This window comes from Hungatella sp. SB206 (genome assembly GCF_051132295.1).
GTDB lineage: Bacteria > Bacillota > Clostridia > Lachnospirales > Lachnospiraceae > Hungatella > Hungatella effluvii.
Genome location: NZ_CP096603.1, coordinates 6,775,333 through 6,797,214, shown reverse-complemented (window position 1 = coordinate 6,797,214; position 21,882 = coordinate 6,775,333). Strand labels below are relative to the sequence as shown.

The window sequence follows — 21,882 nt, the reverse complement described above, 5'->3', positions numbered from 1 at the left end:
AATGAAGATCAGGAGAATGGGAACACTTCCGGATTGTACCGATGTTCAGGAAGTGGTGATTGCGAACGAATCCGGAATGGCGGCCCATATCATTACTTACGGTGCTGTCATTAAGAATCTGAAGGTTCCGGATGAGAATGGGAATATGGCTGACCTGGTGCTGGGACAGGATACGCTGGAAGAATACAGAAGGAATCCATCCTGCAGCGCGGCTGTTATAGGCCGGGTGGCGAACCGGATCAAGGGCGGTGAATTCCATGTGAACGGACGGGGTTACTGGCTTGAACGCAACGACCGGGGCAATTGTCTTCACAGCGGAAGCGCGGGCTACGCATCGAAGAATTTTAATATAGCAGCTGGCGGAGACGACTGGATTACGCTGTACTGGAAGGATTCCGCAGCAGATGGGTTTCCGGGGAGTGTCTCACTTGAAGTCACCTACCGTGTGACGGCCGATGATGCACTCGATATTCGTTACCGGCTCATACCGGAAGAGGATACGCCGGTAAACCTGACCAATCATGTTTATTTTAACCTGTCTGGCGGGGAGGATGCAACTGTTTTTAACCATGAGATGAGAATAATGGCTGATTTCTTTACGCCGGTAACCTCAGACAGGATTCCAACCGGAGAGATCCTGAAGGTAGCCGGAACGAACCTGGACTTCACCAATCGGAGAACGTTAGGCGAGGTGCTGAACGAAACGTTAGGCCTTGATGATAACTATGTGCTGCGCGGCTGGGGCTACCGGAAAGCAGCGGAGCTGTGGCATGAAAAGAGCGGAAGATGGATGGAGGTCTATACAGACCAGCCGGGGATTCAGATATATACGGGGAATCACTTTGACGGCAGCCTCGCCTGTAAAGGCGGAGTACGCTATGAAAAATATGCGGGTATCTGTTTCGAAACACAGGGATTCCCCAATGCAGTCAACTGCAGCCATTTTCCGGGCTGTATTGTAAAAAAGAACACGGTGTTTGCCTCAAGGACGACATACCGGTTTCATATCGGACCGCAGCCGGAAGGGAATGGAAAATAAAGTGAGGATGATTCACCATGCTGGATGCAAGAAAGGTGAAGGCAGAAAAGCCCAGGAATATCAAGCGAAGAAACCAGAAGGCGATTGTCGCACTGCTTCAGAACAATACGGAGATGACAATACCGGAGATCGCTGAGCGGCTGGAACTGAGCAGGACATCGGCCACTCAGATTGTAAATGAACTGTGCAAAGAAAAGGTATTGAAAAAGGTGGGTATCAGGGACGCGACGACCGCCGGGGGAAAGCCCCCCAGAGTTTTTTCCATGAATGCATCATTCCGTTACACCATTATTGTAACTATAGGGAACGATTTTATCAGTTGTAATATTTCCAATATGAAGTGCCGCGTCATTCAGAAAAGAGTGCAGGATATTGCTGATATCAGCAAGTGGAACGGCTGGAATCTGGCGATGGAGGTTACTGTGGCTGAAGTAAGGCTTCTGCTGAAAGAAAGCGGTATCCGCAAGGAACAGATTTGTATGATGGTAGTGGCATGCGGGGGCGTTGTTGACAGAAAAAGAGGAGTATGTTTGTTTCCTATTGGAACAAAGCGCAGGAACGATTTTCCCGTTTGCGAATTTCTTCGGACAGAACTTCAATTTTCATTTCCAATTATTATTGACAATGTGGGGCGTTTTCTGGGGTATGCAGAGTTGTTAGAGGACCCATCCCTGAATCACAAGACAGTGGCTGCATTATTTATGCACTCTGCGGGCAGCGTGGGAGGCTGTGTGATTGAGAAGGGGGAACTTTTGTATGGCAGGCACGGTTATCAGGGTGAATTTGGCCACCTTCTGGTAGAGACACATCAGGGAAGAGCGTGTGTCTGCGGAAACGACGGATGCCTGGAGAGTATGATGTCACCGGAATCCTTAAGAGCGATCTGGAAAAAGCATGAGGCGGCGTATCCGTCTGTCATCCTGGACCGGCGGAAAGCAGGGGATATACGGGAAGTCTTCCGGGAGGCCAATGGCGGTAATCCGCTGGCCAGGGTCATGGTGGATGAGTTTGCCGTATATGTGGCGAGAGCGATTTATAATATTGTTTTGATGTATGATCCGCAGCAGATTATTTTACAGGGGCTGCTGGCTTACGGGGGAGAATATTTTGAAAAGAAACTGAATGATCTGGTAAGGATTTTTCCTTCCTATGGCAACGCAGAGACAGGGATAGTCACATATTCGAAGATAAGCGATTCAGACGGAGGATTTATAACCGGGGCGGCACTATACGCGCTGAATACCTGTCTGTTTGGTGACAAATACCTTTTTGATATAGAGCAGTAAAGAAACTTTGGGGATTATTAAAATTCACATATAAGAAAAAGGAGGAGGCAGTTATGAGGTACAAGCATTTTAAAAACGCCGATGTATCCGTCTCGGCACTGGCGGTGGGCACCTGGGCGATCGGCGGCCAGAATTATGGCCAGGTTGACCGGAGTGATTCGGTAAGAGCGATCCGGACCATGATTGACCAGGGAGTCAACCTCGTAGACACGGCGCCGTGCTATGGAAACGGTGCGTCCGAGAAGATTGTGGGGGAGGCGCTTCGGGGGATTCCGAGAGATCAGATTCTTATTTCCACGAAATTTGGTCTGATCACAGACGTCTATTCCGGCGAATACATAAAACACGCCAGCTATAAGAGCGTCATGCGCGAGGTGGAAAGCTCTCTGATGAATCTGGAGACGGATTACATCGATTTTTACTACGTCCACTGGCCGGATGTGAACACGCCCATTGATGAAACCATGGCGGCATTAAACACACTGAAAAAACAAGGAAAGATACGGTTCATCGGCGTATCCAATTTCAGTGAGGAACAGATTCTGGCAGCAGAGGAATACGCCGATATCGATGTTCAGCAGCCCCCGTATTCCATGGTAAACCAGAAGTTTACCGGTCTGATGAAGTGGGGATATGAAAGAGGAATCGATTCTATGACCTATGGATCTCTCGGCTCCGGAATACTGACGGGTGCGATCCGTACCATGCCTGATTTCGAACCGGGTGATATGAGATTGACATTTTATGATTTCTTCAGAGAGCCGGTATTTTCTAAAATCATGGAATTTTTAAAGACCATGGACCGAATCGCCGAAGGTCACGGCGTCCCCGTGGCGCAGGTGGCGCTTAACTGGAGTACCCAGAAGGATTTCGTGGGAACGGCGCTCTGCGGTGTCAGAAATGAGCAGGAGGCAGCCCAGAACTGTAAGGCGTTTGAGTGGAAACTGGCCGAGGATGAGATCGCGGCTTTGGATCAGGAACTGGTAAGATTAAATATAGGTTTTTAAAATGGGAGGAAGCATATGAAAAAAACAGTTAAAAAGGCACTTGCATTATCCATGACAGCAGCATTATTTATGACAGCATGTTCCCAGAAGGCGGCGGAGACGCCTCCAGCCACGGCAGGAGGGGATACAGGGACGGCGGCTACAGAAGCGGCAGCCGCGGCCACGGAAGGCAAATCAAAGGCAGAGCGTCCGGTTGCAGGCATGACATGCTATATGTATTCCGATACCCATATTGCCAACGTACGCAATACTGTGTTAAAAGCAGCGGAAACAGGCACTGTTTCTGTCGAGACTTCCGATTCCCAGTTTGATGTGGGCCTTCAGATGAACGCCATGGACGCGTTTGTGACAAAAGGCTGTGAATATCTGGTGATTAATAATATCAATACCAATGCGAAGGATCAGGTTATCGATGTAGCACGCAAGGCGGATCTTCCGATTATTTTCTGGAACACAGATTCTCCTTCGGACGAGGAGATGGATTCTTACGGCCCCTGCTATTTTGTCAGCTCTGCGGCCGAGCAGTCCGGTGTGGTGCAGGGAGAGGCTGCAGCTAAATACTGGAAAGAGCATCCGGAGGCTGACCGCAATGGAAACGGCAAGATGGATTACGTCATGCTGATGGGACAGATCGGAAACTATGATACGGAGATGAGAACCAAGTATTCCATCGATACCGTCAAGGAAGCCGGAGTGGAAACCAACTGCCTGCTGGAGGTTGTCTGCGAATGGCAGAGAGCGAAGGCGCAGGATCAGATGGCATCCGTAATTTCCGCTAATGCGGATGATATTGACATTGTATTTGCCAATAACGATGACATGGCCCTTGGAGCAATTGAGGCGCTGAAGGCAGCCGGATACTTTACTGACGAAAGTAATTACATTCCGGTACTTGGCGTTGACGCGACCAAAGTGGGACTTCAGGCACTGGAGGACGGAACGATGCTGGCAACCTCATTAAACAATCCGGTAACCATGGGGAAATGTATCTATAAGATCCTGGAACTTCTGGAAGCAGGAGAAGAAATCACATCAGAAAATCTGGGATACGATATCGACGAACATAAACGGGTATGGCTGGATTATGTGGCGATAACCAAGGATAATCTTGAAGACGCGGATCTTTCAAAATACGAATAGTCGCCAGTCCTTTTTTGGTGGACCGGTATGATACATACCGGTCCACGCTCATTGTCACGGCTATTTCTGCGGACCGTATTCCGGACGGATGTGCCTGCAGGCCTGTCTGGCGGCTGCCGCAAAGGGATGACCGTATAAACAGAAGCAGGAGAAGACAGTATGGAAGATAAGAGTATCATATTGGAAATGAAAAACATCAGCAAAAGCTTTCCGGGTGTAAAGGCATTGAACGGCGTTTCTTTTACGCTGAGGCCAGGAACGGTACATGCTCTGATGGGAGAAAACGGCGCGGGAAAATCGACTCTGATGAAATGTGCTTTCGGCCTGTATGATCCGGATGAGGGAGAGGTGTATTTTAAAGGAGAAAAAGTACACTTTGATAATCCCCGCCAGGGTTTGGAAGCAGGAATATCCATGATTCATCAGGAACTGAATCCAATCCGCAGAAGGAGCATAGCGGAAAATATATGGGTAGGGCGGATGCCGGAGAAGAAGATCGCGGGACTCTCTTTTATAGACCATAAGAAGATGTATGAGGAGACGAAACGGCTTTTTGACCAGCTTCATATGAACGTAGACCCCAGAACACAGGCGATCGAACTTTCGTCATCTGTGCTGCAGCTTGGTGAGATTGCGCGCTCGATCTCTTATGGGGCGAAGGTCATTATCATGGATGAGCCCACATCATCTCTTACAGAGACGGAGACCGCTACGCTTTTTGAAGTAATCCGTAAGCTGACCTCGGAAGGAATTGCTATTGTATACATATCTCATAAAATTGATGAAATTCTCAAGATATCCGATGAAGTGACAATTATGCGTGACGGCTGCAAGATCGGAACGTGGCCGGCGGAAGAACTGACAGAGGAACTGATTGTTAACCGGATGGTGGGCCGTCAGATGGATAACTGGTTTCCGGAACTTGACAACAAGCCGGGAGACGTGGTTCTGGAGGTCAAAAATTTCACCTCCCCCAATCCAATGTCGTTTCAGGACTGCTCGTTTCAGCTGCGCCGCGGGGAGATTCTGGGGCTGGGCGGACTGGTGGGAGCACAGAGAACCGAGCTGATGGAGGCGCTGTTTGGAATCCGCGGCGTTCAGTCGGGCGAGGTCTATAAGGACGGAAAAAAGATTTCCATCAAATCATCGGCGGATGCCATTGCCAATAAAATTGGACTTCTGACGGAAGAACGAAGGGCGACGGGAATCATACCGGGGGCAAGTGTGCTGGACAATACAGTAATTGCAAAGCTTGGAGAATACAGCAATGTCATGGGAATGCTGGATTTGAAAAAATGCCGCCAGGATACGGACGAGTATATTAAAACCATGAATATAAAAACACCGACCAGGGACACGAGAATTGCCGATTTATCGGGTGGAAACCAGCAGAAGGTACTTCTTGCCAGGTGGCTGTTGACAAACCCGGATATTTTAATTCTCGATGAGCCGACTCGAGGAATCGATGTCGGTGCCAAATACGAAATTTATACCATCATGCTGAATCTGGCAAAGGAGGGAAAGTCCATTATTATGATTTCCTCAGAGATGCCGGAACTAATGGGAATGTCAAACCGGGTGATGATCATGTGCGAAGGGCATGTGACCGGTTTCCTGGAAGGACCGGACATTGATGATTCCAAGATTATGCAGTTTGCCAGCAAGGTGAGTTAAATATGCCGGGGACCGGCGGTGGGTACGTCCGGGCCCGGATAAGGAGAAAGGATTGGTTAATATCATGCAGACGAAGCAGTTTGATATAAAGAAATGGGCGCAGAACAATGCGATCTATCTTGTCTTAATCGCAATTATTATATTGATAACAGTAAAGAATCCGGCATTTCTGTCCCTCCGTGTATTTCGGGATATTTTAATGCAGTCTTCAACGAGACTGATTATGGCAATGGGGTGTATGTTTGTTATTCTGTCCGGTGGTGCGGATCTGTCCGGAGGCCGTATGCTCGGCGCGGCGGCTGTCCTGGCGGGGTCACTGGCACAGATGTCCACTTACGCCAATAAGTTTTTCCCAAATCTGCAGGAACTTCCGATTATCGTTCCTATCATTGCCTGTCTTCTGATGGGGATGGCTATGGGGCTGTTAAACGGAATCGTAGTGGCGAAGCTAAATGTTCCCGCTTTTATTGGCACGTTGGGCGTTCAGCTTATCATTTACGGCGGAATCTCCATTTACTATAACATGGAGCCAAACCGTTCCCAGCCGTTAGGCGGTTTTTTAAAGACATACTCAAAGCTGGGTACCGGTTCCTTCTTCGGTATACCATACATATTAATCATTGCGGTCGTTCTGATGATCGCCTGTCATATCGTACTGAATTATCACCGGTTTGGAAAGACGCTGTTTGCCGTGGGCGGCAATCAGGAGGCAGCCAGAGTCTCAGGAATCAACGTCCAGAGAATTATTATGATCGTCTATATTATCGCCGGAGCATTTTATGGACTTACAGGAGCGTTGGAAGCGGCCAGAACCGGCGGTGCTACGAACAATTATGGGCAGGGCTATGAACTGGATGCCATCGCTGCCTGTGTGGTTGGCGGCTGTTCCGTGGCCGGAGGTGTCGGCGCGGTTCCTGGTGTAGCGATTGGTGTTACGGTATTTACCGTAATTCAGTACGGAATGACCTTCGTAGGAATCAATCCATACTGGCAGAATGTTGTAAAAGGAGCAATCATCGTAATTGCAGTAGCTATTGACGTTCGTAAATATGCAAAGAAACGGTAAGCGTTTCTTCGCGGAGAGGATAACTTATGATTCGATATACACAGGACAGAACGATCGTACTCGGTATGGTTCCGGTCCGCAGGGATATGTTCCCGCCGGAACCGGCAATTGCTTTAAAGGACCGGGTGGTAAAGCGGTTTGAAGAGATGGCGGAAAGTAATGGAGATATCCGTCTGGTAACCATAGATGCGGTGGTCGACGGCGGTATGCTTTGGGATCTTCGTGATGTGGAAAAGGTCGTGGCTTTATTCCGGGCGGAGAAGGTAGATGCGATCGTCTTTCCGCACTGTAATTTCGGACAGGAGGAAGTGGTAGCAAAGACTGCTGCGGAGATCGGAAAGCCGGTTCTCTTATGGGGGCCTAGAGATCCTTCTCCGGAGACGGATCAGTCCGGCAAGACCGGCCCGAGAGATTTCGACACACAGTGCGGAATGTTTGCAACCTCCAGAGCTCTCAAGCGTTACCATGTTCCGTTTACCTACGTAGAAAACTGCTGGCTGGACAGCCAGGTGCTGGACCGTGGTTTTGAAGAATTCCTGCGGGTGGCTTCCGTTGTAAAGGCATTCCGTGGCATGCGGATCGGTCAGATCGGAGTGCGGCCGCGGCAGTTTTTATCTGTCAAGATTAATGAATCGGAGCTGCTTTCCAAATTCGGCATTGAGATTGTCCCGATATGGCCGGAGGAGGTAAAACGTACCGTTGAGAAATTAAAGAGAAACATGCCTCTTTCACCGGAAGGCTGTGAGCTACCTATGGGACAGCAGCCTCTTCCGTTAGAAGAGGGAATGTTACCGGATCCCCGGATTGCCAATATCGTGAAAGAGATTGAGGAAGCCGTGGACTGGTCTTCGATCGGCCACGAGGCAGTGGAGAAGATGGCATATTTAGAAGCTGCCATTATGGATCTTGCCTCAGTGAACCGATGTCAGGCGGTAGCGGTGGACTGTTGGGGCTTCTCCCAGGATTCCTATGGAATTCCAAGCTGTTTTGTGCTGGCGGAGTTGTTTGACCGGGGACTGCCTGCGGCATGTGAGACGGATATTCATGCGGCAGTTGGTGCGGTTCTGCTGCAGGCAGCAGCTAGATACGCCACTCCGGCGTTTATCGCTGATGTCACCATACGCCATCCGGAGGATGATAATGCGGAACTTCTCTGGCACTGCGGGCCTTTTGCAAAGTCACTTGTGAGGAAAGGAACGGTTCCGGCTGTCAGAGAGTGCAAGGGAATGTATGAGATCGAAGGCGGACCGCTTACTGTGGTACGGTTCGACCAGGATGATGGAAACTACATGCTTCTGGCTGATGAAGGCGAGGGAACAGAAGGTCCAAAGACGACTGGAAATTACGTCTGGTTCAAAGTGAAGAACTGGGTGAAATGGGAGAAAAAGCTTATGTATGGACCGTATATTCATCATGTAAGCGGAATTCACGGCAGCTTTGCAAAAGTATTAAAGGAAGCCTGTAAGTATCTGGGCCCGGTCGCACATGACAGCGTCGAGCCCGTGGAAGAGATGTAGGAGGGATATGGAATGCCGTACGTAAAAGTAAAAGAACTGCTGGCAATGGGAAAAAAGAACAATGCATGTGTGCTTGCGTTTGACGCCGCGGATGTCAATATGATTAAATCCGTGATTAAGGGTGCGGAGACCGCCGGAAGACCGGTGATTGTCATGTTGTATCCTGGTATGAGAAATATCATGCCCTTCGGTGTGTTTGCGGAAGTGACCAGATATTACGCAGAACGTGCATCTGTCCCGGTAGGGCTGCATCTGGATCACTGCAGCGATTTTGACATGATTCTTGAGGCGGTTCATGAGGGCTTCCCATCGGTAATGGCAGATGGCTCCGTACTTCCGTTTGAGGAGAACGCTGCATTTACAAAAAAGGTGGTGGAAGTCGCCCGGAATTTCGATGTTGATGTGGAAGGTGAGCTGGGACATGTGGGAACGGCAGCTGATTCCGATGAATTCAGCCGGAAGGAGTTTTTTACCAGACCGGACGAGGTCAGGGAGTTTGTGGAGAAGACGGGAGTCACCTCTCTTGCCGTGTCTTTCGGCAGCGCGCATGGGGTATATAAGAGCACACCGAAACTGGATATCGAACATTTAAAGACCTTGAGCGCCGCTACGGATATTCCTCTGGTTCTTCATGGCGGTACTGGTATTCCGGATGACCAGCTGGCGCAGGCCTTTTCCAATGGAATCAACAAGATCAACATCGGAACGGAATTTTTCAATTTAAATACGAGGTTGAATCAGGAATTCTATGCACAGGACTTTTCGAAGGCGGATCCCTTTGGTTTTCCGGAATATATACAGCCAAGGCTGACCGAATATATTGCGGGCAGGCTGGAACTTTCGAAAATCGTATTGTAAAAGGAGTCTGTCATGGAGAAGGTTTATGATGTAATTGGGGTGGAAAATCCAATCATGGATTTTGCAGTGAGCATTGACCGGCTGCCAAAAACGGATTCCATGAGTGTCATGCACGATTATTTATGGCAGTCCGGAGGAAACGCCTCTTCCGCCATTGCGGCGCTGGCCCGTCTGGGGGCGAAGTGCAGTATGCTGGGAGTGGTGGGTACCGACGAATTCGGTACATTCTGCCGTGATGATATGATCCGCCACGGTGTGGATGTCTCTCATTTGTATACACAGGAGGGAGGGACGACCTTTACTATCTGTCTGGCGGAGGAAGAGACAAAAGGCAGGAGCTTTCTGGGGAAAATGGGCGTAAACGGACCTCTGACCGACGTACAGGTTGATGAGTCCTACATCGCAGGAGCAAGGTATATACATACCAGCATGATTGAATGCTCTGCAAAGAAAAAAGCTGTTGAGTTAGCAAGAAAGAACGGGGTTCTCGTATCGGTAGACGGTGGGGCGTATACGGCCGAAGCGGACTTCCTGGTGACAAACTCTGATATATTGATTATATCGGAGGAATTCTACGGCGCGCTGTTTGACGACGGGAATTACGTGGAGAACTGCAGACGGCTGGTTGAGAAAGGGCCGCAGATCGTCATAGTGACGCTGGGATCCAAAGGCTGCGCAGGAGCGGACCGGTCAGGGAATACATTCAGGCTCCCTCCGTTTTCAGGACACAAAATCGTCGATACGACAGGAGCCGGAGATGTATTTCACGGAGGCTTCCTATACGCACACAGTCAGGGCTGGGAGCTGGAATACTGCGCAAAATTTGCAAGTGCGGTATCGTACATCAACTGTACCAGTCTGGGCGGCAGAGTGGGAATTCCTGACCGTGCCATGGTGGAACAGTTTTTAGAGGACAACACGATCGACTACTCCGGTATTGAACCGAGAAAGGCATTCTACCGGAGTGTGATGAAATTTAATAGGGGAAGAGATTTATGAATCGGATTTCTCGAGCTGCCGGAGGTTACAGGCAAAAGGCATTATCTTTGAGACGGAAAAGCTGTTTAGAAAGGAATTCTGGGAACACGGCATGAAGTTCGCATTCTTCCGCGGACCGGATGGGGAACGCCTGGAGATTGCAGAATATTAGGAGGGGCTTCAACATGGACAGAAACTTGTATCAGAAACTATTGGTAAGCTTGAAAGCCGGGGAAAGGCGGATCTGTGCAGACGGAGCAGAGATTGCGGTCCGCAGCTGTTATGACCGGGAGGAAGGCTGTCTCGATCCGAGGACGGAGGCTGCTGCGACGCTGACAAAGGAAGATTTCGAGACGCGGGCTGGCGAGATTGACCCGGAGCTGTTAAGAAATCAGGACAAGCTGCTTGGAATGGATAATCCGGAGGGGCATACCCTGCTGGAACAGCTGCGATATCAGTTCGGCTGGAGGACTCTGGACCGAAGTTCCGGAGTCAGAACCAGATTTGTCTCTATGGATCAGGATGGATACAGAGGTGTGAGGTGGATCTATACACCGGAGAACGGGAAAGCAGAAAAACCATGTCTGATATTTATCCACGGAGGAGGCTTCTTCGGAGGCGATACACTGACCGTGGAGAATCAGTGTAAGCGTTTTGCCGAACTGGCAGATGCCGTTGTTATCTCTGTAGATTATCCGCTGTCGCCGGAAGTGAAGTATCCGGTTTCATTTCACATGTGCTGTGAGACGGTCCGATGGGTATGGGAAAACGCGGGTATGCTCGGCGTGGACAGGACGAAGATCGGGATTTCCGGAGACAGTGCGGGCGGAACCATGGCTGTTACGGTAACTCTCTGGGACCGACAGGAAGGGATTAGCTGCATTTCCTATGCAGGCCTTATCTACCCGTCTGTCGTGTGGGACCCGGATATGAGTAATCCGTACTATGTCTGGAAGAGAGAAATGTTTGACAATCCTGGCGGTAACCGGATTATTGAGGAACAGATTGAGACGACCGGGGCGATGAAAAGAGAAGTATGCGGCTGGTATTTAGAGGATAATGAAGATATCCACACTCCGTATATCAATCCGGTCGAGGGTGATTTTAAGGGATTCCCGAAGACGTTAATTATGACTGCGGAATACGATTACTTAAGACCGGAGTGTGAGCTGTTCACGAAGATTCTGCAGGATGCGGGAGTGAGCGTACGCCATATCCGCTATGGAGGAATTGTTCATGGCACCTTTGACCGTCTGGGCTACGCCCCTCAGGTTGAAGATATGCTGATGGAGATGGCGGCGGATTTCGCCTGCCTGTGAAGGAGGGTACGTAATGAAAGAGATTAAGGTGCGGTGTCTGAGCGATGAGGCGTTTAGAAAATATGGTGTATATCAGAAACTGACAGCCGATGATGAAATGAAGAACAGAGTAATTCCGTGCGGAGATTTTTATCCCGATTTACTGACACTGGATTTTGGAAAAACTACCCTGCCTACGGTCTCCTGCTGTCATGTCTATAAACAGGATCGGATGGTCGTGGACTTTCTGGAATACCATAAATATACGTGTGAAGGCCTGATCCCCCTTGACGATGAGGTGATTATCTATGTGGGCGTACCGGAAATGGGAGAACTGAGGATTGAGAATCTGGAAGGATTTTATGTTCCCAAACACACCTTTGTAAAACTGAATCCCATGATCGTCCATGGAGGACAGTATCCGGTGAATGAACCGGAGGCTCATTTAATCTGTATGCTTCCAGGAAGGACATTTCAGAATGATATGGTGTACTTAAGGATTGAGGAAGAGGACAAAAAGGGCGTACTGATTATGTAGGAGGGAAATGCTCATGTATAAACAGAAGGTTATACTGGGGGTAGCTCCGGTTAAGAGAAGCTTTCTAAGCATGGAGGAAGCTGTTCGCCAAAAGAATCGTTTTATGGCGGTGATCAGAAGAACACTGTCCGAATCAGTGGATATCATTGATATCGATGATATCAGTGAGAACGGAATCTGCTGGAGGACGGAGGAGACACCCAAAATCGTGGAGAAATTTAAGACTGCCGGGATTGATGCGCTTTTCCTCCCGTTCTGTGATTTCGGAGAGGAACAGGCAGCGGCACAGATTGCGGCATCGTTTCATCTGCCGGTGCTGATCTGGGGAGCCAGGGACGAGAGGCCGAATACGGACGTAAGCCGGGGACGGGATACCCAGTGCGGAATGTTCGCTGCGACTAAGGTGCTCAGGCGCCATGGTGTGAAGTACAGCTACATTTATAACTGTGAGACGGAGAGCGATGCATTTGCACAGGGATATGACCGGTTTATCCGAACGGCGGCTGTGCTGAAGGCACTTCGGAACCTGCGTCTGGCAAAAATAGGCGACCGCCCGGTTCCGTTTATGAGCGTCATGACGAATGAAGCCGATTTGATCCGCCGCATGGGGGTTACTGTGATCCCCATCTCCCCTGCTGAGGTAAGCAGACGGGCAAAGGAGATCATGGAAAAGAAAACGGAGGATTTTCTTTCCTACTACAATGATCTGACTGAGCGTATGAACACAGTTGCGATGAGAGAGGAACTGGTGGAAATGGCAGCGGCCACGAAGCTGGCGCTTTCAGAGCTTATGCGGGAAAATGACTGTTCCGTGGGTGCGTTTGAATGCTGGTCCGCCTTTCCTTCCCTGATCGGTGTATGTCCGTGTGTGGCGCTGGGGGAGATGGCGGATGAAGGGTATCCTCTCGCATGTGAGGCGGATGTTAATGGAGCAATTACCCTTGCGATTCTGCGGGCATGCAGTCTGTATGAGAAGCCGCCGTTCCTGGCTGATTTGACAATCCGCAATCCGATTCATGACAATTCAGAACTGCTGTGGCATTGCGGCCCATTCCCCTATTCTTTAAAGGCGGAGGACAGCCCGGCCGCACTGGTGGACGGACAGGAGCGCTTTCGGATGAGGCCGGGTCATATGACCACATGCCGGTTCGATGACGCGGAGGGAAAGTACTATCTGTTTGCCGGGGAAGGCGATACGACGGAAGGGCCGGAAACCAACGGAACCTACGTCTATCTGAAAGTAGACGACTGGAAACGGTGGGAAGAGAAGCTGATGTTTGGTCCATACATTCACCATCTCGGCTGTGCATACGGCTCTTATAAGCCAGTATTAAGAGAGGTGGCCAGATATCTCGATATCATATTTGATGATGCGGATATCCGGGAAATTTATAGCCTGTAAAGGAAATGGTATTATGAAATCTATATAGGATGTCAATTAAATAATTCCCAAAACACAGAAAAGTTCCACTCTTCTCCAAAAAGAGCGGGGCTTTTCTTTATTTACAGAATATTTATAGCAATCACTGGAATCGCCTTGGAATGTTTATACGGAGTGATGATAGAATAAGAATCTGTTACAGAACAGATTAAGGAGGTAAAGGGCATGATGGACATTTGCATGATCGGAACTATTTTAGTCAGCTGTATTCTCATGAAATTGTTCGTAAACTGGTGCGATTCCCAGGTGGATCCGAAGCCAAAGAAATAAGGCGTGTAAGCGAATAAAAGGGAACACGCCCTAAAGATTTACGAATAGACAATTCAGCAGACAAGGAGTGAGCGGTATGGTGATTTTAGGCGTTATCATTGCGGGATTGGCGGCATATCTGGTGTATGCCCTGGTTAATCCTGAGAGACTGTAGGGCAGAAGATATGAGGAGGAATAACTGAAATGTTTCAGATTATGATGACATTGCTTATCTATATGATACTGGTAATCCCCATTGGAATTTATCTGTATCATGTGGCAGCGAAGCAAAAGACGTTTGCAGATCCGGTATTTGACAGGATTGACAATTTGATTTACAGGGTTTGCCGGATCAACCGTGAGAGTATGAACTGGAAGGTCTATGCACTGAACCTTATTATGGCCAACGCGGTAATGATTTTAATCGGATATGTGGTACTTAGAGCGCAGGGGCTGCTGATGCTGAACCCCAACGGAATCGGAGCCATGGAACCAACGCTCTCCTATAATACGATTATATCCTTTATGACCAATACGAATCTCCAGCATTATTCCGGTGAGTCGGGACTATCCTACTTAAGTCAGGTGGCCGTTATAATATTTATGATGTTTACTTCGGCTGCAACCGGTTACTCAGCCTGCATGGCATTTTGCCGCGGTCTGTCGGGGCGGCCTATGGGGAATTTTTATGAGGATATGGTCAGAAATACCACCCGTATTCTGATTCCACTCTCCTTTATTGTCGGCCTGATCCTGATCTGGCAGGGGACGCCGCAGAACTTCCAGACGAATTTCACCGTACATACGCTGGAAGGAAAATGGCAGGATATTGCTACCGGTCCGATCGCGGCTTTGGAATCCATTAAGCACGTCGGTACCAACGGCGGTGGATTTTTAGGGGCAAACTCTTCCACGCCGCTGGAGAATCCGACAATTATTACCAATCTGGCAGAGCTGTATTCCATGATGATACTGCCCGGAGCCTGTGTGATTGCTTTTGGACATATGATAGCTGACAGACCCCGGGGAACCGGTAAAAAAACTGTTTTTGGCAGTCAGGGCAGAACGGTATTTGCAGCAATGGCAATTATTTTCCTGATCGGCATCACCGTTTGCTATACAGCAGAGAAGGCAGGGAATCCCATTCTGGCAGGAGTCGGATTGAATCAGAGTATGGGCTCCTACGAGGGAAAGGAAGTCCGGTTCGGTATCGCCCAGTCAGCTCTTTTTACCACAACGACTACCTCGTTTACCACGGGAACAGTCAACAATATGCACGACACGCTGACCCCGCTGGGGGGCATGGTGCCGCTTCTGCACATGATGCTGAACTGTGTATTTGGAGGTAAGGGCGTAGGTCTTATGAACATGATCATGTACGTAATCCTTGCGGTTTTCCTGTGCGGATTGATGATCGGCCGTACGCCGGAATATTTAGGAAAGAAGATCGAAGGAAAGGAAATGAAGCTGGTTGCCATCTGTCTGATCGTGCATCCGCTCCTGATTCTTGGCTTCTCCGCACTGGCCGTTGCAACGCCGGGCGGATTGGCCGGTATCACAAACCCCGGATTCCATGGGCTGACACAGGTCTTGTATGAGTATGGTTCCTCCGCCGCCAATAATGGCTCCGGATTTGAAGGGCTCGCTGACAATACCGCATTCTGGAACATTACGGCAGGACTGGCCATGTATTTCGGACGTTTTCCGGCAATTATCATTCAACTGGCAATCGCAGGCAGTATCCTTGCAAAACGCAGGGTAAATGAGACAATCGGCACACTCAGAACGGATAATGTGATATTTACACTGATACTCGTATTTATCGTATATATTTTCGCGGCATTGACGTTCTTCCCGGCACTTGCCCTTGGACCGGTCGCAGAACATCTGACGAACTGGTTCCCGTTATAGAGTTGAGTTTAGGAGGCAATTTCAAATGTCAAAAAAGAGACAACAGTCAACAAAGTTTATAACGCGTGACATATTAAAGAGCTCCGTAATCGGAGCGTTTCAGAAGCTTGATCCCAGATATATGCTTAAAAACCCGGTGATGTTTGTGGTGGAAGCCGGATTTCTTATTACTCTGGTTCTCTGCTTCGTCCCCAACCTGTTTGGAGATGTGCAGGCACTTGCCGGTAAGCTTCCAGCAGCGTCCTTAAGAACCTATAATGTGATTGTGACGCTGATCCTTTTTATTACGGTCTTATTTGCTAACTTTGCCGAGTCGGTGGCTGAGGGACGTGGAAAGGCCCAGGCGGAGACGCTGAAGAAGACGAAGAAGGATACGGTCGCCCATTTACTCAGGGACGACGGCTCTGAAACGGAGGTTTCCGCTTCTGAGTTAAAGAAGGGGGACGTGGTCATTGTAAGAATCAATGAGCTGATTCCCAATGACGGAGAGGTAATCGAAGGAATTGCCTCCGTTGATGAGTCGGCCATTACCGGTGAATCCGCTCCGGTTACTCGTGAAGCAGGCGGCGATTTCTCATCAGTAACCGGCGGCACCACGGTGGTGTCCGACTGGCTGAAGATCAGGATAGCAGCGGAGCCGGGCGGCTCCTTTCTCGATAAGATGATTGCTCTGGTCGAGGGGGCATCCAGGCAGAAGACGCCCAATGAGATAGCTCTTAACACCTTGCTGGTCGGCCTGACCATCATATTTCTGATTGTCATAGTCTGCCTCTATCCATTTGCGGTTTACTCCGGTGTTCAAATTCCGGTTGCAACCCTTGTGGCGCTCATGGTCTGCCTGATCCCCACTACCATTGGCGGCCTGCTCTCCGCAATAGGCATCGCCGGGATGGACCGGGTGACGAGGTTTAATGTCATTGCCATGTCGGGAAAAGCGGTGGAAGCCTGCGGTGACGTAGACACCATGATTCTCGATAAAACGGGTACCATCACCTTTGGAAACCGTCTGGCTGCGGATTTTTATCCCGTGGAAGGCATAGACAAAATGGATTTAATCGACCTTTCCGTTCTCGCTTCCTTAGAAGATGCCACTCCGGAGGGAAAATCCATTACGGATCTGGGTTATAAAATGGGCAGCCGCGTTGAAAAATCGATGGCGGGAAAAATGAACTTTATTGAATTTACAGCTCAGTCAAAAATGTCCGGGGTGGACTTATCTGACGGCACCAGGATCCGTAAAGGTGCGGGAGAAGCCGTAAAAGAGCTGGTTTTGGCCGAAGGCGGCAGAATCCCGAAGGACCTGGATAAAATTGTGGAAGAGATCTCGAAACTGGGCGGAACACCGCTTACCGTCTGTGCCGATCATAAAATTTACGGCGTCGTCTATTTAAAGGATACGGTCAAACCTGGTCTGGCGGAACGTTTTGCCAGGTTAAGGGAGATCGGAATCAAGACGGTCATGTGTACAGGAGATAATCCCCTGACTGCGGCCACCATTGCGAAAGAAGCCGGCGTGGACGGATTCATCGCAGAGTGCAGGCCGGAAGACAAGATAACCGAGATTAAGAAGGAACAGGCAGAAGGAAAGATCGTAGCCATGACGGGAGACGGAACCAATGATGCGCCGGCCCTGGCTCAGGCGGACGTGGGGCTGGCAATGAACTCGGGCACACAGGCCGCCAAAGAGGCCGCCAACATGGTAGACTTAGATTCGGATCCGACGAAGATTCTGGAGGTGGTCGAGATTGGAAAACAGCTTCTGATCACGAGAGGTTCCTTAACGACTTTCTCTGTTGCAAATGACGTTGCGAAGTATTTTGCAATCATACCCGCCATGTTCCAGCTGGTGATTCCGCAGATGAACATGCTGAATATTATGAAGCTGACAACCCCGTACAGCGCAATATTGTCGGCTCTGATCTTTAACGCAGTCATTATCCCGAGCCTGATCCCCATCGCCATGCGCGGCGTGAAGTATAAACCGATGCGTTCGGAAAAAATGCTGTTGAAAAATATGGGAATCTACGGTGTCGGCGGAGTGATCGTGCCGTTTATCGGCATTAAACTGATTGATATGATTGTGGCCCCGCTGCTGGCCGTGCTGGGCCTGTAGACTAATGGGCAGAGAACGTATGGAAGGAGATTTGGATGAAATCATTTATGAATTATTTAAAAAATGCATTGATATGCACCATCGTCCTGGGTGTCCTGTGCAGCGTTGTCTATCCGGCGGCGCTGACACTGGCCGGGCAGGCATTTTTCCCGAAACAGGCAAACGGCAGCCTGATTACGGTCCAGGTGGGCGGACAGGAGCAGGTGGTAGGCTCAGAGTTTGTAGGACAGCAGTTCGAGGATTCCCGTTTTTTCCATGGGAGAGTGTCCTCTGTAAACTATAACTGCTACACGGACGAGGAGAAAGAGGACGGCAGCTACGGCGGCGTATCTTCCGGATCGTTTAACTACGCAAACTCCAACCCGGAATTAAAGGCACGTGTGGAAGAAGATATGGCAGCCTGGATGGAGGCGCACCCGGATGTGAAGCAGGAAGACATTCCTTCAGACCTCCTGACCGCTTCCGGTTCCGGACTGGACCCACATATAACGGTTCAGGGCGCGCAGGTACAGGTTGGGGCAGTGGCGAAGGCATCCGGCCTGACGGAAGAGGCGCTTAATAATATCATCGACCGAAACACAACAGGAAAGGTTTTGGGCATATTTGGGGAAGAGACAGTCAACGTGCTGGGATGCAACCTGGACATTGCGGAAGCATTGGGCATGATTACGAGAGAGCAGGGATAGGGTAATGCAGGAAAATGACACGCGCCCTGATCCGGAAGTGCTGCTGGCCAGGCTTAAGGAGGAAGAGCGGGAAGAAGGCGGCCGCGGAAAGCTCAGAATTTATCTGGGCTACGCGGCCGGTGTCGGAAAGACATATACCATGCTGCAGGCCGCCCATGAGGCTGCCGACAGCGGAGAAGACGTGGCAGCAGGTTACATAGAGCCTCATGTCCGCCGGGATACTCAGAAGATGGCCGAGAAACTTGAGACGATTCCGCCGCTGATGGTATCATACAGAGGAACAAAGCTGAGAGAATTCGATTTGGACGCCGCTTTAAAACGCCATCCCCGGATCTGCCTGGTGGATGAGCTGGCTCACACTAACGCTCCCGGTCTGAGACATATGAAACGCTACCAGGATATCGAGGAACTGCTGGACGCGGGAATCCATGTGTGGACGACCGTAAATATTCAGCATCTCGAAAGCTTAAACGACATTGTGGGAAGTATTACCGGAATTACCGTGCGGGAAAAGTTCCCGGACAGCGTGTTTGACTACGCCGATCAGGTTAAGGTCGTGGATATAGAGCCGGAGGAGCTGTTAATCAGGCTCTCAGAGGGAAAGATTTACAAAAAAGAGCAGGCGGAGCGGGCCGTAAACCATTTCTTTACGAGGGAAAAGCTGGCGGCCTTAAGAGAGATCGCACTCCGGCGCACGGCTGACCGGGTGAATCATCTGGCGGTGGAAGAGAAGAAAAATCATCAAAAGACGGGAGACTATTATACAGGAGAGCACATACTCACCTGTATTTCTCCATCCCCGACCTGCGCGAAGGTGATTCGGTCGGCGTCGAGGCTGGCATACGCATTTCACGCGGAATTTACGGCTCTCTATGTCGAAACGCCGCTGACGTCAGGGGCGTCTCTGAAAAATAAGAAGGCTCTGGAAGACAACATACAGCTGGCTAAGGCTTTGGGGGCGAAGATTGCCACGGTATACGGGGAAGACGTCGCATACCAGATCGCCGCCTACGCCAGGATGTCAAACGTATCAAAAATCGTCCTGGGAAGAACGAATCACCGGATCATCCTGGGGCAGACCAAGGGTACCCCGGCGGAACGGGTGGCGCAGTACGTCCCCAACCTGGATATTTACATCATACCAGATGCGACGGCGGCTGGAAAACGGCGTGCGCTGACGATGAGTGACTTCGGGCAGAAAATGACCGCGTATAAACATATTTACATGGATACGCTTAAGATTACGGCGTTTACCTGCCTGGCCACCTTTCTTGTGTTCCGGATATTTGGAATATGGATGGCGCGGGAACATGTGATCATGCTTTTGATTACGGCATTTATCATTGCAACGCTGCTCACAACCGTCAAGCGCCAGTCCCAGGAACTGATAAAAAAGTCTCATCGTCTGGAGATCCTCCTGGAAAATTCTTCCCGGCTCAGAAGGTGCGTCACGATCAGGGATGTAGAGAATGAGGTGGCGGAGCGAATCGTCCAGCTGATGGATTTATCGGTCATCTTTTATTTGCGGGGAGAAGGAGATCATACGCTTTCCTTCAATGGGCCTGATTTTTATCCGAAAAAGGGTGTGGCGGCGTCGGAACTGGATTTTTTTAAGGAGCAGCAGGAGACAGCCACAGCCGGATGGGTGATGAGCAATGGCAAACGGGCCGGATGCAGTACGAGCGCCCTGCCCAGCGCGAAAGCAATCTATCTTCCCGTGAGACTGGATGAGACCGTCTACGCGGTGGTGGGAATCTATCTGGAAGAGGGAAGGGGAATCGCTGAATTTGAGTATGGAATCATCAGTGCTATGCTGAATGAGGCAGCGCTGGCATTCTCGAAACGGTACGGTGATTTCTGGGGACATAATCCCGGTATGTAGGTGAAGCCGAAGAACGGGCAGGCGTCAGCCCCGCTCCGCAGAATGTGAAAAACTCCCGTTATAAAGCGGGAGTTTTCCTCTTATCTATATCAAAGCCTTCATGGAAGTCGGAAGTAAATCACGTTCTCTGTTTATTTGGAGGAACAAAAAACAGCACTTCATGATCTTACACTCTCTTACCGCTCCTGCGGCAGCAGGATAACAGCATACATGGAAAGCTAAGGCAGCAGTCACCCTGCGGAAAGCAGAGTCCGCGCCGGCAAGGAGGATCAAACCGGTAATGCTGTTGTGGCGGCTGTTGCGGAATCACTCACGATAAATCTTCTATAATGATCGGGAAGAAGATCCGCAGGGATTTGTCCTGCTGATATATAGTATGACAGGCTGTACCGTTTGGTTACGGTCGTTCTAAAGAAGCCTGTCCTTCGTCTGCCGCGCGCCGTGAGCCTCCCTCAATTGCCCCTGTTTTGGAGTGAGTATGGTGATTACCAGAAAAAATACTGTCAAATGCCTGCGTGATGTGCTATAATAGAAGTAAATCAAAATTGATGCCTTCGGATGCATTCACTTCTGAAGCATCTTTTTTTTATTCTCAGATGAGGTTTTGTCTCGGAATGATCGATTTGGCAGTATCTGTTGGTTGGTTTCAAAGGAGGTAATAATGTATCAGGTAAATGACCGTGTTGTCTATGGAAATTATGGGATCTGTGAGGTAAAGGCGATTGGAAAGCTGGAGATGGATTCAGCAACGAAAGACCGGCTTTACTATACGCTGGAACCGCTGTATTCGGAGAAAAATAAAATCTATACCCCGGTGGATAAAAAGGACGCTTCCATGCGTTGTGCGATAACGGAACAGGAGGCATGGAAACTGATTGACGGAATTCAGGGACAGGAGATGATACAGGTCGCTGATGAGAAGAGAGCGGAACACGAGTACAGAGAAATTATGAAGACAAATGAGTGCACGGGATGGAGCCGGATTATCAAGACCATCTATTTGAAAAACCGGAAACGCCTGGAGACCGGAAAACGGTACACGGCGAAGGACGACGTCTATTTACGTCTGGCCGAAGACTTTTTGTACCGGGAACTGGCTGCCGCTCTTAACGTAAATAGGGAAGATGTGGAATCAATCATATCGGACAGAGTAAAGCAGCTGAACTGATGTGATAAGACTCCCCCGCAGAAAAATATTT

General features: G+C 49.7%; 18 protein-coding genes. All 18 read left to right on the top strand.

All coding sequences use genetic code 11. The features are described from left to right. The first annotated feature begins 1 nt into the window (after position 1). The 18 genes from M1L66_RS30225 to M1L66_RS30140 all read left to right on the top strand — a co-directional run bounded on the left by M1L66_RS30225 (position 2) and on the right by M1L66_RS30140 (position 21,851). Entirely contained in the window at positions 2-1,039 is a 1,038-nt protein-coding gene (locus tag M1L66_RS30225) for an aldose epimerase family protein (protein ID WP_434689332.1), read from the top strand. Positions 1,040-1,056: 17 nt separating this feature from the next. Continuing rightward, positions 1,057-2,325: an ROK family transcriptional regulator gene (locus tag M1L66_RS30220; RefSeq protein WP_434689330.1), complete on the top strand. Its 1,269-nt coding sequence runs from the start codon at positions 1,057-1,059 to the stop codon at positions 2,323-2,325. A 53-nt stretch (positions 2,326-2,378) separates the two neighbouring features. Further along, a complete protein-coding gene (locus M1L66_RS30215; RefSeq protein ID WP_187020399.1) occupies positions 2,379-3,332 on the top strand; it encodes an aldo/keto reductase in 954 nt (317 codons plus the stop codon). 15 nt (positions 3,333-3,347) lie between these two features. Continuing rightward, a complete protein-coding gene (locus M1L66_RS30210) occupies positions 3,348-4,472 on the top strand; it encodes a galactose ABC transporter substrate-binding protein (protein WP_434689329.1) in 1,125 nt (374 codons plus the stop codon). 159 nt (positions 4,473-4,631) lie between these two features. After that, the gene (locus tag M1L66_RS30205) at positions 4,632-6,146 is read left to right on the top strand and encodes a sugar ABC transporter ATP-binding protein (RefSeq protein WP_434689327.1); all 1,515 of its coding nucleotides are present in this window, start codon (positions 4,632-4,634) and stop codon (positions 6,144-6,146) included. Between the two features lie 52 nt (positions 6,147-6,198). Beyond that, complete coding sequence (gene mglC / locus M1L66_RS30200; protein ID WP_002604934.1) at positions 6,199-7,212, top strand: galactose/methyl galactoside ABC transporter permease MglC; 1,014 nt, start codon at positions 6,199-6,201, stop codon at positions 7,210-7,212. 26 nt (positions 7,213-7,238) lie between these two features. After that, the gene (locus tag M1L66_RS30195; RefSeq protein ID WP_187020394.1) at positions 7,239-8,729 is read left to right on the top strand and encodes an L-fucose/L-arabinose isomerase family protein; all 1,491 of its coding nucleotides are present in this window, start codon (positions 7,239-7,241) and stop codon (positions 8,727-8,729) included. 12 nt (positions 8,730-8,741) lie between these two features. Further along, positions 8,742-9,587, top strand: a complete 846-nt coding sequence (locus M1L66_RS30190; RefSeq protein ID WP_187020392.1) for a class II fructose-bisphosphate aldolase — start codon at positions 8,742-8,744, stop codon at positions 9,585-9,587. Positions 9,588-9,599: 12 nt separating this feature from the next. Beyond that, complete coding sequence (locus M1L66_RS30185) at positions 9,600-10,586, top strand: carbohydrate kinase family protein (protein WP_434689324.1); 987 nt, start codon at positions 9,600-9,602, stop codon at positions 10,584-10,586. 164 nt (positions 10,587-10,750) lie between these two features. Then, the gene (locus tag M1L66_RS30180) at positions 10,751-11,884 is read left to right on the top strand and encodes an alpha/beta hydrolase (protein ID WP_434689322.1); all 1,134 of its coding nucleotides are present in this window, start codon (positions 10,751-10,753) and stop codon (positions 11,882-11,884) included. 13 nt (positions 11,885-11,897) lie between these two features. After that, complete coding sequence (locus M1L66_RS30175) at positions 11,898-12,401, top strand: hypothetical protein (protein WP_434689320.1); 504 nt, start codon at positions 11,898-11,900, stop codon at positions 12,399-12,401. Between the two features lie 13 nt (positions 12,402-12,414). Continuing rightward, positions 12,415-13,803, top strand: coding sequence for an L-fucose/L-arabinose isomerase family protein (locus M1L66_RS30170; RefSeq protein ID WP_434689318.1), 1,389 nt, complete (start codon positions 12,415-12,417; stop codon positions 13,801-13,803). A gap of 385 nt (positions 13,804-14,188) precedes the next feature. After that, complete coding sequence (gene kdpF, locus M1L66_RS30165) at positions 14,189-14,266, top strand: K(+)-transporting ATPase subunit F (protein ID WP_117502747.1); 78 nt, start codon at positions 14,189-14,191, stop codon at positions 14,264-14,266. A gap of 29 nt (positions 14,267-14,295) precedes the next feature. Further along, positions 14,296-16,002: a potassium-transporting ATPase subunit KdpA gene (gene kdpA, locus M1L66_RS30160; protein WP_434689316.1), complete on the top strand. Its 1,707-nt coding sequence runs from the start codon at positions 14,296-14,298 to the stop codon at positions 16,000-16,002. A gap of 25 nt (positions 16,003-16,027) precedes the next feature. After that, the gene (kdpB, locus tag M1L66_RS30155; RefSeq protein ID WP_187020383.1) at positions 16,028-18,115 is read left to right on the top strand and encodes a potassium-transporting ATPase subunit KdpB; all 2,088 of its coding nucleotides are present in this window, start codon (positions 16,028-16,030) and stop codon (positions 18,113-18,115) included. 35 nt (positions 18,116-18,150) lie between these two features. Further along, positions 18,151-18,801 carry a potassium-transporting ATPase subunit KdpC gene (kdpC, locus tag M1L66_RS30150; protein ID WP_434689314.1) on the top strand — a complete coding sequence of 217 codons (651 nt, stop codon included), beginning with the start codon at positions 18,151-18,153 and terminating at the stop codon, positions 18,799-18,801. Positions 18,802-18,805: 4 nt separating this feature from the next. Then, positions 18,806-20,683 carry a sensor protein KdpD gene (locus M1L66_RS30145; protein WP_434689312.1) on the top strand — a complete coding sequence of 626 codons (1,878 nt, stop codon included), beginning with the start codon at positions 18,806-18,808 and terminating at the stop codon, positions 20,681-20,683. Between the two features lie 661 nt (positions 20,684-21,344). Then, positions 21,345-21,851: a CarD family transcriptional regulator gene (locus tag M1L66_RS30140; protein ID WP_434689311.1), complete on the top strand. Its 507-nt coding sequence runs from the start codon at positions 21,345-21,347 to the stop codon at positions 21,849-21,851. Positions 21,852-21,882 lie beyond the last annotated feature (31 nt).

Excerpts from the sequence above, each read along its gene's own strand:
- M1L66_RS30225 (WP_434689332.1), top strand. The coding sequence starts at position 2 with ATGAAGATCAGGAGAATGGGAACACTTCCGGATTGTACCGATGTTCAG.
- M1L66_RS30220 (WP_434689330.1), top strand. The coding sequence starts at position 1,057 with ATGCTGGATGCAAGAAAGGTGAAGGCAGAAAAGCCCAGGAATATCAAG.
- M1L66_RS30215 (WP_187020399.1), top strand. The coding sequence starts at position 2,379 with ATGAGGTACAAGCATTTTAAAAACGCCGATGTATCCGTCTCGGCACTG.
- M1L66_RS30210 (WP_434689329.1), top strand. The coding sequence starts at position 3,348 with ATGAAAAAAACAGTTAAAAAGGCACTTGCATTATCCATGACAGCAGCA.
- M1L66_RS30205 (WP_434689327.1), top strand. The coding sequence starts at position 4,632 with ATGGAAGATAAGAGTATCATATTGGAAATGAAAAACATCAGCAAAAGC.
- M1L66_RS30195 (WP_187020394.1), top strand. The coding sequence starts at position 7,239 with ATGATTCGATATACACAGGACAGAACGATCGTACTCGGTATGGTTCCG.
- M1L66_RS30190 (WP_187020392.1), top strand. The coding sequence starts at position 8,742 with ATGCCGTACGTAAAAGTAAAAGAACTGCTGGCAATGGGAAAAAAGAAC.
- M1L66_RS30185 (WP_434689324.1), top strand. The coding sequence starts at position 9,600 with ATGGAGAAGGTTTATGATGTAATTGGGGTGGAAAATCCAATCATGGAT.
- M1L66_RS30180 (WP_434689322.1), top strand. The coding sequence starts at position 10,751 with ATGGACAGAAACTTGTATCAGAAACTATTGGTAAGCTTGAAAGCCGGG.
- M1L66_RS30175 (WP_434689320.1), top strand. The coding sequence starts at position 11,898 with ATGAAAGAGATTAAGGTGCGGTGTCTGAGCGATGAGGCGTTTAGAAAA.
- M1L66_RS30170 (WP_434689318.1), top strand. The coding sequence starts at position 12,415 with ATGTATAAACAGAAGGTTATACTGGGGGTAGCTCCGGTTAAGAGAAGC.
- kdpF (WP_117502747.1), top strand. The coding sequence starts at position 14,189 with ATGGTGATTTTAGGCGTTATCATTGCGGGATTGGCGGCATATCTGGTG.
- kdpA (WP_434689316.1), top strand. The coding sequence starts at position 14,296 with ATGTTTCAGATTATGATGACATTGCTTATCTATATGATACTGGTAATC.
- kdpB (WP_187020383.1), top strand. The coding sequence starts at position 16,028 with ATGTCAAAAAAGAGACAACAGTCAACAAAGTTTATAACGCGTGACATA.
- kdpC (WP_434689314.1), top strand. The coding sequence starts at position 18,151 with ATGAAATCATTTATGAATTATTTAAAAAATGCATTGATATGCACCATC.
- M1L66_RS30145 (WP_434689312.1), top strand. The coding sequence starts at position 18,806 with ATGCAGGAAAATGACACGCGCCCTGATCCGGAAGTGCTGCTGGCCAGG.
- M1L66_RS30140 (WP_434689311.1), top strand. The coding sequence starts at position 21,345 with ATGTATCAGGTAAATGACCGTGTTGTCTATGGAAATTATGGGATCTGT.